9 protein-coding genes are annotated in these 13,002 nt (G+C 63.4%); 2 read left to right on the top strand and 7 right to left on the bottom strand.

Annotated features, from left to right (window positions below; translation table 11 throughout):
- Nucleotides 1-1,377: phosphomannomutase/phosphoglucomutase (locus BLS48_RS30660; protein WP_091585861.1), on the top strand; the 1,377-nt coding region annotated here is incomplete at its 5' end.
- Between the two features lie 1,014 nt (nt 1,378-2,391).
- Here BLS48_RS30660 and BLS48_RS30655 read toward each other — a convergent pair.
- On the bottom strand, nt 2,392-3,534 hold the full coding sequence (locus tag BLS48_RS30655) for an isocitrate/isopropylmalate dehydrogenase family protein (protein WP_091585859.1): 1,143 nt from the start codon (nt 3,532-3,534) through the stop codon (nt 2,392-2,394).
- A 25-nt stretch (nt 3,535-3,559) separates the two neighbouring features.
- Nucleotides 3,560-4,303 carry a glucose 1-dehydrogenase gene (locus BLS48_RS30650; RefSeq protein ID WP_091585857.1) on the bottom strand — a complete coding sequence of 248 codons (744 nt, stop codon included), beginning with the start codon at nt 4,301-4,303 and terminating at the stop codon, nt 3,560-3,562.
- Between the two features lie 142 nt (nt 4,304-4,445).
- Between BLS48_RS30650 and BLS48_RS30645 the strand changes: the two genes are divergently transcribed.
- A complete protein-coding gene (locus tag BLS48_RS30645; protein ID WP_091585855.1) occupies nt 4,446-5,942 on the top strand; it encodes an aldehyde dehydrogenase family protein in 1,497 nt (498 codons plus the stop codon).
- Nucleotides 5,943-6,117: 175 nt separating this feature from the next.
- Here BLS48_RS30645 and BLS48_RS30640 read toward each other — a convergent pair whose 3' ends face one another.
- From BLS48_RS30640 to BLS48_RS30620, 5 genes are all read right to left on the bottom strand, one after another.
- Nucleotides 6,118-7,014, bottom strand: a complete 897-nt coding sequence (locus tag BLS48_RS30640; RefSeq protein ID WP_091585853.1) for a LysR family transcriptional regulator — start codon at nt 7,012-7,014, stop codon at nt 6,118-6,120.
- A gap of 225 nt (nt 7,015-7,239) precedes the next feature.
- Nucleotides 7,240-8,739 (bottom strand): sugar ABC transporter ATP-binding protein, encoded by a 1,500-nt coding sequence (locus BLS48_RS30635; RefSeq protein ID WP_091585851.1) that lies wholly within the window; start codon nt 8,737-8,739, stop codon nt 7,240-7,242.
- A gap of 3 nt (nt 8,740-8,742) precedes the next feature.
- Complete coding sequence (locus BLS48_RS30630) at nt 8,743-9,837, bottom strand: NHL repeat-containing protein (protein WP_091585849.1); 1,095 nt, start codon at nt 9,835-9,837, stop codon at nt 8,743-8,745.
- The gene (locus BLS48_RS30625) at nt 9,834-11,951 is read right to left on the bottom strand and encodes an ABC transporter permease (RefSeq protein WP_091585847.1); all 2,118 of its coding nucleotides are present in this window, start codon (nt 11,949-11,951) and stop codon (nt 9,834-9,836) included. Before BLS48_RS30625 ends, BLS48_RS30630 begins: the two co-directional genes overlap by 4 nt.
- Before the next feature lie 12 nt (nt 11,952-11,963).
- Nucleotides 11,964-12,980 carry a sugar ABC transporter substrate-binding protein gene (locus tag BLS48_RS30620; protein ID WP_091585845.1) on the bottom strand — a complete coding sequence of 339 codons (1,017 nt, stop codon included), beginning with the start codon at nt 12,978-12,980 and terminating at the stop codon, nt 11,964-11,966.
- Nucleotides 12,981-13,002: the final 22 nt, after the last annotated feature.

Genomic DNA, 13,002 nt, shown 5'->3' with positions numbered 1-13,002 from the left:
CTGATCGGCGTCCAGGCGCTCGGCATGGGGCTCGGCACGCTGATTCGCCGTCTCGGCGCCGGGCCCGATATCGTCACCGGGCATGATTTCCGCTCCTATTCGCTTTCGATCAAGCTGGCGCTGGTCTGCGGGCTGATGGCCGCCGGCGCGCGGGTGAGGGATGTCGGCCTGGCTTTGTCGCCGATGGCCTACTTCGCCCAGTTCGCCCTCGACACGCCTTCGGTCGCCATGGTCACGGCCTCGCACAACGAGAATGGCTGGACCGGTGTCAAGATGGGCGCGGCGCGGCCGCTGACCTTCGGCCCCGAGGAGATGAGCGCGCTGAAGGCGATCGTGCTGTCAGGCGATTTCGACCTTGCCGGTGGTGGCTCCTATGATTTCGTCCGCGATTTTCGCGCGACCTATCTCGACGATCTGACCCGGGACAAGCGCATCGCGCGAAAGCTGAAGGTGGTCGCCGCCTGCGGCAACGGCACCGCTGGCGCCTTTGCGCCGGAGGCACTGGAGCGCATCGGCTGCGAAGTGGTCCCGCTCGATGTCGAACTCGACCACACCTTTCCCCGCTACAACCCCAACCCCGAGGACATGCAGATGCTGCATGCCATCAGGGACAAGGTGCTGGAGACCGGGGCCGATGTCGGCCTTGGTTTCGATGGCGACGGCGACCGCTGCGGTGTCGTCGACAATGAGGGCAACGAGATCTTCGCCGACAAGGTCGGCGTCATGCTCGCACGCGACATCTCCAGCCAGCTTCCGGGCTCGACCTTCGTCGTCGACGTCAAGTCGACCGGGCTGTTCAACACCGACAGCGTGCTGCGTGCCAATGGCGCCGTCACCGACTATTGGAAGACCGGCCACTCCTACATCAAGCGCCGCGTCGCCGAGCTCGGCGCCGTCGCCGGTTTCGAGAAGTCCGGCCATTTCTTCTTCAACCCGCCGATCGGGCGCGGCTATGACGACGGGTTGGTCACCGCCATCGCCATCTGCCAGATGCTGGATCGCAACCCGGGCAGCTCGATGGCCGACCTCTACCGCGCGCTGCCGCTGACCTTCGGTACGCCGACGATGTCGCCGCATTGCGCGGACGATGTGAAGTATGGCGTGGTCGAGCGGGTGGTTTCCGATTTTCAGGCGATGAAGCGGGATGGCGCCAGTTTCGCCGGCCAGAAGATATCAGACCTCGTCACCGTCAACGGCGTGCGTGTCGTCGCCGAGGACGGCACCTGGGGGCTGGTGCGCGCCTCGTCGAACAAGCCGGAGCTTGTCGTGGTCGTCGAAAGCCCGGTTTCATCAGAGCGTCGCCGGCAGATGTTCGATGCCGTCGACGCCGTGCTGCGCCGCAGCCCGGAAGTCGGCGCCTACAACCAGACTTTCTGACGAAAGGTTTGGCATGCAGTGATCGATCGGCGTGCGGTTTGAGTCGAACCATACCGCCTGAGCAAATCGGCAGGAGGAAATTGGCCGACACCGGGGCGGGGGCCTTGGAGTGGGCGCCGGCCAAGGCGGAAATAAATCCACCGCGAGTAGATAATACCAACGCTTATACCGCCACCAGATGCGTGATCGCGGAAGTAGACTACTGCGCTAATTCTCGCAGCCAGCAGGCGGCCGACAAAGTCGCTCTGACATTGTGCGCGAAAAGAAATCCAGCCGAATGTAGTCATTATGCCGGCCGTCATGGTTTGCAGCCCGAAACCTTCCGACCTCAATTGCACTCTCATGGCGGAATCAATCCCGGCGAAGGTCTCGAAAAGTGTGGGCCAATTCGACGTCTTTGGTTCGCTGAGCGCAGGGACGATCGAGAATGGGTTTAGCTTTGAAGTCCGCGAAACTGACTCTTGTTTGATTTGTTCCGGCGGTCTTAGCCAAATAGTTAGAGGGCCCAGGCATCTCCCTTCACTACGATGTGATAAGCGTTTTGGTGGTCACGTGGTGAGACCGGCACGCGCATTTTTCAATCGCCCGGCATCGGCTAGTGCCAGAAGTTCATCAAGCGTGAATTCTATCGAATATCGATACATGCAACTGTCGGCATAGATGCCCCCTGCATCAATCGACAATGTCACCGCTCCACTCGTTCCGGATGCAACATCGCCTTCACTCAACGGTCGATGAAAAATGGTTCGTGAAACACCCTCACGCTTAGCTGGCCCAACCCTCACACGCATTTTCCCTACCCCGCCATGGTAATTTCGCTATGAAGCGGCGGACCCTCACCCGACCTCAACATGGCTGACACGCAACGACCGCGCCAGCGGACGTGACCCGATATGGGTCAGTTTAACAGTAGCTCAATGGACGAGGACCAACGCTTTTGCTTTGCGATTCGTTGGAGCATGCGTGAGGTTGCGGAAATCCTCTACCGAGACCTTGCGATGGAGCGCCGTCAACTCACGCCTCTCCCGCCGTCATCGCCGGTCTGGTCATGACTGCTTCATCCCGGGACGCCGCGAGCCTGTCGCAGACGGAATGGGTTATCTCATGGGTCGAGGCGCTGCCTTTCAGGTCGGCGCTGAGAAGGCCGCCAGCCAGGCAGTCTTCCGTCACACGGCGGATGCGATCGGCGGCCCGATTGAGCTTCTCGTCGCCATGCTTGTGGCCAAGCCAGTCCAGCATCAATGCCGCCGACAGGATCGTCCCATAGGGATTGGCAATACCCTTGCCGGCAATATCGGGGGCGGAACCGTGCGCGGCCTGGAAGAAGCCGTTCGTCTCGCCGATCTCGGCAGAGGGCGCCATGCCCATCCCGCCGACCGTCGCGGCGGCCAGGTCAGACAGGATGTCGCCGAACATGTTCTCGCTGACGATGACGTTGAAATGGCCGGGCTTCAGCACGAGATGCATCGCCATGGCGTCGACCAGCGCATGCTCGGTCGCGATGTCGGGATAGCCCTTCGCCACCTCGTCGAAAACGGAGCGGAAGAAGGCATAGCTGCGCAGCACGTTGGCCTTGTCGCAGCAGGTGACCCGGCGCACGCCGTCGCGAGGGGCGCCCCTGGACTTGCGCGCCAGTTCGAAGGCCTTGCGCACGATGCGCTCGATGCCGAGGCGCGTCTGCACCAGCGTGTCCACGGCGACCTCGCCGCGCAACAGCGCACCCGAGCCGCGCGCGGCGTAAAGCCCTTCGCTATTCTCGCGCAGGATGATGTAGTCGATGTCGCCCGCCTTCACCCCGCTCAACGGGCTCGGCACACCTTCGAAGAGCCGGATGAGGCGGATGTTGGCGTAGAGGTCGAGTTCGAAGCGGAGCCTGAGCGTGAAATCCAGCCCTGCTTCGGTGCCGTCCGGGTGGACCACGCCGGGCAGGCCGCCCGCGCCATGCAGGATCGCATCGGCCGCCCGGCATGCCTGGAAGGTTGGCTCGGGAAAACTCTGGCCGGTCTTCAGGAAGTGCTCCGCGCCGGCCGGATATTCGCTGAAGCGCAGCGGGCTGTTGGAGCCGAGCGCCGCCTTCACCACCTCGACCGTGGCGGCGCAGACTTCAGGGCCGATGCCGTCGCCATGCACGACCGCGATCTCGTAGACTTCCTTCATCGCCGAACCCCCATGTGCCAGAATCTCAAATGCACTTGCCGCCATCGACGTTGAGGTCGACGCCGGTGATCATGCTGGCCTCGTCGGAACACAGGAAGGCGGCGGCGTTGCCCATATCCGCCGGCGTCGACAGCCGGCCGAGCGGAATGGTGGCGACGACGCGCGCGCGGTTCTCCTCGCCGGAGCCGATGAAGGTGGATAGGAGCGGCGTGTCGCCGGCGACCGGGTTGATTGCGTTGACGCGGATGCCGAAGGGCGCGAGTTCCACCGCCATCGCGCGGGTGGCGGCGATCGCCCAGCCCTTGGAGGCGTTGTACCAGGTGAGGTTCGGGCGCGGCGAGACGCCGCCGGTGGAAGCGACGTTGAGGATCGCGCCCGATTTGATGGACTTGAAATGCGGGACGACCGCGCGGGCACCGTTGTAGATAGAGCGCATGTTGACGTCAGCGATGCGGTCGAACAGGTCCTCGTCCATCATCTCCAGCGGCAAGGGAGGCTGGGCGACGCCGGCATTGTTTACCAGTATGTCGAGGCCGCCAAAGGCCGAGCGGGCGAGATCGGCGGCCGCTACGAAGCTCTCCAGTGTCGAAACGTCGCCGACGATCGGCCGCACATTCTGGCCGACCTCGCTCGCGACCCGCGAAGCGGCTCCTTCGTCGCGGTCCATGAGCACGACCAGCGCACCCTCGGTGACGAATTTCCTGACGATGCCTTCACCAAAACCCGAACCGCCACCGGTGACGATGGCGACCTTGCCAGCAAGTCTCATATCTGTTCCTCCGTTGTCGGCACCATCGGGGAAGTCTCGCGCATTGCACAGTCCGATTATCTGAACGCCCTTTTAGCTTTCCTTGTTTGAGGTCGTCGGTGCCGGGAGTAATAGTCGCGGCGGAATTCGTGAGGAGGAAGAGATGACAGTGAATTTCGACCCGAGGGCGAAGGCCACGACGCTCTACCACGGCGAATTCCGGCCGATGCTCATCGGCGGCAAATGGGTTCCGGCCCTGTCCGGCCAGGAGATGCAGGCGCTGAACCCGGCGACGGGCGAGGTGCTGGCCACGGTGCCGCGCGGTGGTGCCGCGGATATCGATGCGGCGGTGGCCGCCGCGCGCGGGGCTTTCGAAGGCCCCTGGTCCAAATTCTCGCCCTACGATCGGCAATGCGTGCTGTTGCGCATTGCCGATCTGTTCGAGACGCATTGGGAAGAGCTCAGCGTTTCCGACACGCTCGACATGGGCCTGCCGATCACGCGCACGCTGGCCAACCGGCGCCGCGTCATCGGCATGCTGCGCTTCTATGGCGGCATGGCGACGGCGCTGCATGGCGAGGCGATCGACAATTCCATTCCCGGCGAGATCGTCAGCTTCACGAGGCGCGAGCCGGTCGGCGTCGTCGGCGCGATCATTCCCTGGAATGCGCCCACCGCCGCCTCGATCTGGAAGATCGCGCCGGCGCTCGCCACCGGCTGCACCATCGTGCTGAAGCCTTCCGAGGATGCATCGCTGACGCCGCTGCTGATCGCCAAGCTGATGCAGGAAGCCGGCGTGCCCGACGGCGTCGTCAACATCGTCACCGGAACCGGGGCCGAAGCCGGCGCACGGCTCGCCGAACATCCCGACGTCAACAAGATCGTCTTCACCGGCTCGACGCTGACGGGCCAGGCCATCGCACGGGCGGGTGTGAGCAACCTCAAGCGGGTCTCACTCGAGCTCGGCGGCAAGTCGCCGATCATCGTCTGCCGCGACGCCGACATCGACAAGGCCGTTCCGGTCGCGGCGATGGCGGTGTTCGTGCATTCGGGCCAGATCTGCATTGCCGGCTCGCGTCTGTTCGTGGCGCGCGAAATCCATGATGAGTTCGTGCGCCGGGTCGCCGAGTTCGCCGGCAAGCTGCGCATCGGCCATGGCATCGAGGCGGAGACGGAGATCGGGCCGCTGATCAATGCCAGGCAGGCTGGCAAGGTCGAGAACTATATCAAGGCCGGCAACGATGAGGGCGCGGAGCTGGTTGCCGGCGGATCGCGGCTGACGGGCGAACTCTACGACAGCGGCAATTTCATCGCGCCGACTGTCTTTGGCGCGGTGTCGGACCAGATGACCATCGCGCGGGAGGAAATCTTCGGGCCGGTCATTTCCGCCATGCCCTTCGATACGCTCGATGAAGCGGTGGCGCGCGCAAATGCGACGCCCTATGGTCTCGCGGCCGGCATCTTCACCACCCATCTCGGCACCGCGCACAAGCTCGCGCGCCGCATCAAGGCCGGCTCGGTCTGGGTCAACATGTACCACGCCATTGATCCCGCCGTGCCGTTTGGCGGTATGAAGATGTCCGGATACGGCCGCGAGGGTGGCATCGAACACCTGCATGAGTATCTGGAGACCAAGTCAGTCTGGATCCAGACCGATTAGGTGTGGCGATATTCAGGTGAGGGCGGCCTGCAAATGGCTGATACCTGCGCTTCCGGTGCTCACGTACTTTAAGTACGCTCCGCTCCGGTTCTCGGCATCAACCATTTTCGGCACGCCCTGATCTGAATCTCGACACACCCTAGCGCGTGTGCGGGAGTCCTTCCGAAAGCGATGCTCAGTGCGCCAGTTCGCGCAGATTGGTGCGGATCAGGTTCATCAGCTGTTCGGAAAAGCTGTGGTGCACATAGCCACGGGCGGTGATGATGCCGACCGCGCGGTGGGCGTCGCGATGGTCGATCGGCACGACGCGCATGCGCTCGTCATTGCGCGAGATGGCAATGCCGGGCACGACGCAGACGCCCAGTCCGGAGGACACGAGTGCCACGGCGGTCTGCGCGCTTTCGACTTCGTATTGCGGCTTGAGTTCGATACCTTCCGCCGCCGTCAGCCTGTCGACAAGGCCGCGCACCGCCGTCTTGCGGTTGAGCAGGATCAGCGGATAGCGCAGCAGGTCGGCGAGCAGCAGTTTCTTTTCGCCGCCGTAAATTTCCGTGGGGATACAAGCCATCAGCGGATCGTCGAGGATCGATTCGAACTGAAAGTCGGTGAGGTTCGGCAGTTCGGGGCCGATGTAGAACTCGATCTCCTGCTGCTGCAAGAGGCCAAGGGCCGCCTGGGGCGGGGTCTCGATGACCTCGACGATGCTGCGGGGATAGCGCAGCTTGAACGTCGCAAGGATGTCGCCCAGCCGGCTCGCGGCAAGCGTCGGCGCGCAGGCGATCTGGACCTTGCCCTTGCGGCGCGCGGCGATCTCGGTCAGCCGGTCGAGGCTGGTCTGCACCTGCGACATCGCATTTGCGATCTCCTCGAACAGGACTTGGCCTTCCGGCGTCAGGCTGGCACGCTGCGCGGTGCGGATGAAGAGCGAGATGCCGATCTGCTCCTCGAGGTCGCGGATCTGCATCGAGACCGCCGATGGCGAGCGGTTGCTCTCTTCGGCAGCACGACGGAAGCTGCCGTTTTCGGCCGCAAGCAGGAACGTCTGCAGAAGTTTGAGGTTGATGCTGGACATTTCCGCTCGGGCAGGTGATCAGACCTCCTGACGTATTCAGGCGCGGAACTGATTGCAAGGCAATAGGACCGGGCCAGGCATTGGTCCTGGCTTAGATCGGTTAGATGATTGGTAGAATCATCGACCGATCTAACTCTTTGTTTTCACGTAATTCCGGACGGAAACCGCTACGCACTTTTCCTGGAATTACTTTTGCCAGCAAAGATATCCCTCTTCGAACTAGGATCAGTGGACCGCGGCGAACATGACGCGTTCTTCGGTCGCTTCGGACAGCATCATCTCCTCGACCACGCGGCCGCGCTTCACGACCAGAATACGATCGGAAACGGCAAGGATTTCAGGCAGATAGGAAGAGATCACGACGACGGCCATGCCCTGGTCGGCGAGATCGCTGATGAGCTGGTGGATTTCGACGATGGCGCCGACGTCGACTCCGCGCGTCGGCTCGTCGAAGATCACCAGCTTCGGCTTCTGGATCAGCGACTTGGCGATCACGACCTTCTGCTGATTGCCGCCGGAAAGTTCGATCATCCGGGCGCGGTCGCTGATCTGCCGCAGACTCAGGCGCTCGCCCCATTCCCGGGCAAGCTGCCTGGCACGCGCCAGCGACACCATCGAGACCGGATTGGCTCCCTCGGTCAACTCGCCCATCTGCAGGTTCTCGCCGGCCGTCATGGTTTCGAAGAAGCCGTCGAACTTGCGATCCTCGGTGACGTAGACGATGCCGTCGCGCACCGCGGGCCTCGGCACGCGGTAGCGCACCGATTTGCCGAGCAGGCGGATTTCGCCGCCATGGAAGATGTTGCGTTTCAACAGGCCGGCAACGACCTTGGCCATCTCGGTGCGCCCGGCGCCGACGAGGCCGAACATGCCGGTGACCTGGCCTGAAAAGACCGAGAATGAGGAGTTGCGCACCAGGCCGGCACAGGACAGGTTCTCGACGGAAAGCACCTTGTCGCCATAGGGCCGTGCCGTGCGCTTGACCTCGCCGTGGAGCGTCTCGGTCAACGTCCGTCCGACCATGGCCTGCACGATGGTTGCGCGCGTAAAACCCTTGGCGTCGCCCGATGCCACGATCTCGCCATCGCGCATGACGGTGATGCGGTCGGCGACGGCAAGCGCCTCTTCGAGCGCATGGCTGATGAAGATGATGGCGATGCCTTCCTTGACCAGCCGCTGCAGCAGATTGAAGAAATGGCTCTTCTCTTCCGGGGTCAATGTCGCGGTCGGCTCGTCGAAGATTATGACGCGGGCCTTGTGGTGGACGGCACGAGCGATCTCGACCATCTGCTTGTGCGCGGCGCCCAGCGTGCTGACCTGCGCGGTCGGATCGACCTGGAAGCCCATGCCGGCCAGGAATTGCCGCGCCTGGATGTAGAGGCCGCGCAGCCGGTTGAACATCTTCTCTTCGCCGAGATAGAGGTTCTGCGCCACGGTCATGGCCGGGACCAGATTGGTTTCCTGGAACACCATGGCGATGCCGGCGCGCAGCGCTTCGGCGGGTGTGGCGAACGACACATCCTTGCCGTCGAAGGTCATCTTGCCCTCGGTCAGCTTGAACACGCCCGCCATGACCTTGGTCAGCGTCGACTTGCCGGCGCCGTTTTCGCCGAGCAGCGCATGGATCTCGCCCTTGCGCAGGTCGAAATTGACGTTCTTGAAGGCAGGGATGCGCGAGAACGCCTTGGTGGCGTCCCTGAGTTCAATGATGTTGGCGTCCGACATCGCTTAACCCCGCTTGCCGCCGGCGGCGCCGGCCACGCGCACGACCCTCGAGCCGCCACGCGAGGCGACCAGCAGGTCATCGCCGGCCTCGCAGGCACTGACCGTGCCGTGCACCGTGCCGTCGGCGCGTGAGTGGAAGCTCGACAGCGGCTTCATGTTCTGGTCGCAATGCACCACCAGCCCGTAGGATCGGGTGACCGCGTACGGCTTCAGTACGTTCATCTGCTTGAGCTGGCTGCCTTGCATCGGCTCACGGTAGTCGCGCCATGAGCTCAGCGACGGCGCCACCCAGAACTGTTCAGGGACTTCGGCCAGCATGCGTTTGCGATAGGTCTCCTCGCGCAGGATGAACTCCACCAGCTGGTTGCGGACGGAATAGAAGGTCAGCCAGTAGCCCGCGTTGAAGGCAGGCGCGATACGAGCGGGGTAGGCCGGCAGATGTTCCAGCACCGCCGTCGTCGTTTTGGTGGCAAGGTCGATCGCCAGCACACGGTGGCGCCAGGCCTCCGTGACATAGATGCGGTTGGAGCCGGTGGTGGCTATGCCGGCCGGCCAGGCCAGTCCGTCGCTGATCAGTTCCAGACGGCCGCTTTTCAGATCGAGGCGCCAGAGCGAACCAGAAGCGTTCTTCTGCATCAGATCGCGGCGCCAGCCGCCCGCCGGCACCGAGGCCGAGCCATTGGCGATCAGCACGGTGTTGCTGTCGAGGAAGGTGAGGGCGGTGATGCAGGAGAGCCGCAGGGCCTCGTCGCCTGTTGCTTCGCGCCCGTCATGGAGACCACCTCGGATGGCCACGCCCTTGCCGTCGACCGCCAGGGCGGTCATGCCGCGGGCATGGGCAAGTGCTGTAATCTCGCCAGGGAATTGCTGTAGCACTTCTGCATGGCCATCGGCACCGAAACGCACCAGCGAGGCGGCGCTGCTGGCCAGCACGCCCTTGTCGGTGCGCACCAGATTGTCGGCGTCGGCGAGGCTGACGAAGGTCTCGGCTTCCTCGAGGCCCTGATTGGGCAGCAAGGGGCCGTCAAGCGTCGGCACCGTCACCGCCCAGTCGCCACGGCCGAGAAAGCGGTCGAAAAGCTGGCTCACGGCGCTCATGCCTTCTTGCCCCAGTAGGAATCCGAGCTGAACCAGTTGGGATCGACGCCCTTCAGCGGCAGGGTTCCCATGCGGTTGTTGAAGATGCCGCAGAGATAGAGCACGCCCTTGTGCTCGCGCATCGAGGTGATCATCGGATGCTTCTCGCCGGCGCGGTCCCACAGGCTTTCGAGGATCTGGCCGTTCTCGTCGAAGCGCAGCACGCAACCAGTGTTGAGGTTGGGCATCAGCCACGCATCTTCCGACACGCGCCGCGCCATGCGGCGGCGGAAACCCGGCATTTCAAGCGACAGGTCGAGTGCCGGCGTGCGCATGCCCATCAAAGCGAGCCAGTAGGTTCCGTCCGAAGCGCGGTTGATGTTGTCGGGATAGCCGGGCAATCCCTCGATGACGCGTTCGACCTTTCCCTTCTTCGGGCCGTCGAAATAGTAGCGGCTGATGCGGCAGGCCCAGCTTTCGGCGAACAGCACGGACTGGCCGTCGAATGCCGTGCAGATGCCATTGGGGAAGACCAGGTTCGACAAGAGCGTGCGCGTAGAGCCGGATTTCGGATCATGGACGATGATACGCCCGTTGCCACGGCTTTCCAGCGCATCGGCGTACCAGTCGTGCATCTCGAAACGCACAGTGGCTTCGGAAAATACGATGCGTCCATCCGGAAGGATGTCGCAGTCGTCGGCGAGCTTCATCGTGCTATCGTCGACGACCGAAGTCAGCGAGCGGTTGGTCTCGGCGGTAAGCAGCTTCACCTCACCGTTCGGCGCGACCCGGTAAAGGCCCATGCCGGCGACGCAGATGACCAGATTGTCGTCGCGATCGAATGCCATGCCGAGCGGCGAGCCGCCAATGTGGGCGAACACTTCGCTCTCGGCGTAGTGCGGCGGCTGGAAGCGCAGGATGTCGCCCTGTCGGGTGCCGGTGTAGAGGCGGTCCTGGCGGTCGAAGATCACATCTTCGGCGCCGTCGAGGACGCCAAGGCCGATCACGCCGACATCCTTGAGCCGGTCGTTCACCGCGATCGGCGTGCCTGGCGCGGTCGAGATCGGCTCGCGCATCTTGGCGAAGGTCGGCGAGATGTAGACGCTGCGCAGGATCTTGTGGCGGTTCTTCACCCAGCGCACGTCGAGCAGGACCGAGAAAAGCAGCACGAGACCGAGGATCAGATAGTTGACCGGGCCAGACACGGCCAGAGCGAGCAGGCTGTTCGACAGGACGAGCACGAAGATCGTCCCCATCAGGGCCTTGGCCACCGAGCCGCGCCCGCCGCCAAGCGAGATGCCGCCGAGCACGGTCGCGGTCAGGACCTGCAGTTCGAGCCCGGTGCCGATATCGGAAGCAGCGCTGCCGATGCGGGCCGAGAAGAAGAAGCCGGAGAGCGCGACCAGCACCGAGCAAAGAACGTAGGCGCTGAACAGGGTAAAGCGCACGTTGATGCCGGCATTGTACGCGGAGCGGCGCGCGCCACCGACAGCGAACAACCGCCAGCCATAGCGGGCACGCGACAGCATGAGGTGGATCACCAGTGCGATGACCACAAAGACGACGAAGGAGGTCGGCACGCCCCAGATCGTGCCGAAGCCGAGAAAATCATAGGTCGGGGAATCCGGTCCGCTTGTGACGATCGCCGTCGAGACCTGCGGGAAGATGACGTCGAAGGTCGAACGGTAGATGATGAGCGTCACCAGCGTGGTCAGGAATGCCCGCATGCGCAGGAAGCCGACCAGGAAGCCGTTGATGGCGCCGCAGACGATGCCGAGCCCTAGGCACGTCAGCAGGCCGGTGCCGAAACTCCATTGCCCGACATTCATGCCGTAGAGCGTCACCAGCACGGCCAGCGCGAAGGTCGAACCGACCGACAGGTCGATGCCGCCCGAGACCATGACGATGGTCATGCCGAGCACGACCAGACCGAGCTCGGCGGTCTGGCCGCTGAGATTGGTCAGCGTCGCCACGCTGAAGAAGCCCGGTACGATCGAGCCGAAGATCGCGCACAGAATGACCAGCGCCGTGAAGGGGATGACGCTGTCGATCCACTTCTTGGTCAGGATCTCCCCGACCACGTGGTCGGGGAGCAGGCGGTAGCGCCAGCGCACAAGGCTTTCGGCCATGCTCATCAAGTCAGTCCGTTACTTGAGCTCGTCCAGCTTCCAGCAGTTCCTGCCGGCGGCGTTGGTCTTGTCGACACGGGTGATCGGGCCGAAGAAGATGGTCTTCTCGCTGCCCGCCTGCCGTTCTGGGTGCTGCAGCAATTCCGAAATCTGCTGCGCGGCGATCTCCGCCTGGATGGGCGAATTGAAGTTGAAGATCACATCGAGCAGGCCGTTCTTGATGCTCTCGCAGCCGGTGGCGCTGCCCGCGCCATTGGTGACGATGGTGACCTGGTCCTGCTTGCCGGCAGCCGCGACAGCGGCACCGGCGCCGACTTCAGCGTTGTCCCAGATGCCCATGATGCCGCACAGGTCCGGATGCTGCTGGAGGACCGTCTCGGTGATCTGGCGGGCCTTTTCGCTCATGTAGTCGGCCGGCTGGTCGGAGACGAGCTGTAGCTCCGGATTGGCTTTCAGCACCTCATCGATACCGGTACGCATGTAGATGTTGGCGGCACCCGTCTGCACGCCGGCAAGCCAGACCACCTTGTGCGAGACGGCGTTCGGCCCGGTGCAGTGCTTGGCCAGTTCGCCCATTTCGAGACGGCCCATCTCGATCCAGTCATTGCCGACATAGCTGTCGGTCTGGGTCGCCGACTGCATGTTGACTTGCAGCACCTTGATGCCGGCGGCCTGCGCCTGCTTCAGCAGGCGTGCGTAGGTCTGCACGTCCGGATTCTGCACGATGATCAGGTCCGGCTTCTCGGCGATGGCGCCCTGCATGGCGCGGATGCCGGCATTGGTGTCGCCATTGGGATCGCGCACTTCGAGGCTGAAGCCGTAACGGGCGGCATGACGCTGCCACACCACGACCCAGGACTGGTTGAGGTCCATGCCCTGCGAGATCGGCACGAAGATGACCTTTTTGCCCTTGAGTGCCTCAAGATATGGCGCCCGCCCGACCTGGTCGGTTTCCTGAGCGGTGGTGACGTTGGCGGCGCCCAGCAGCGAAAGCGCCGTCAGCCCCGCGAACAGGCAGTTCTTGAGTAACTTCATGGTTTCCTCCCTGATTGATATT

It is taken from the genome of Mesorhizobium qingshengii (assembly GCF_900103325.1).
GTDB classification, from domain to species: Bacteria; Pseudomonadota; Alphaproteobacteria; order Rhizobiales; family Rhizobiaceae; genus Mesorhizobium; species Mesorhizobium qingshengii.
This window is presented reverse-complemented; position numbering and strand designations above follow the sequence as displayed.

Coding starts and splice junctions, on each gene's coding strand:
- BLS48_RS30655 (WP_091585859.1), bottom strand. CDS start 3,534: ATGAAGGAAGTCTACGAGATCGCGGTCGTGCATGGCGACGGCATCGGC.
- BLS48_RS30650 (WP_091585857.1), bottom strand. CDS start 4,303: ATGAGACTTGCTGGCAAGGTCGCCATCGTCACCGGTGGCGGTTCGGGT.
- BLS48_RS30645 (WP_091585855.1), top strand. CDS start 4,446: ATGACAGTGAATTTCGACCCGAGGGCGAAGGCCACGACGCTCTACCAC.
- BLS48_RS30640 (WP_091585853.1), bottom strand. CDS start 7,014: ATGTCCAGCATCAACCTCAAACTTCTGCAGACGTTCCTGCTTGCGGCC.
- BLS48_RS30635 (WP_091585851.1), bottom strand. CDS start 8,739: ATGTCGGACGCCAACATCATTGAACTCAGGGACGCCACCAAGGCGTTC.
- BLS48_RS30630 (WP_091585849.1), bottom strand. CDS start 9,837: ATGAGCGCCGTGAGCCAGCTTTTCGACCGCTTTCTCGGCCGTGGCGAC.
- BLS48_RS30625 (WP_091585847.1), bottom strand. CDS start 11,951: ATGAGCATGGCCGAAAGCCTTGTGCGCTGGCGCTACCGCCTGCTCCCC.
- BLS48_RS30620 (WP_091585845.1), bottom strand. CDS start 12,980: ATGAAGTTACTCAAGAACTGCCTGTTCGCGGGGCTGACGGCGCTTTCG.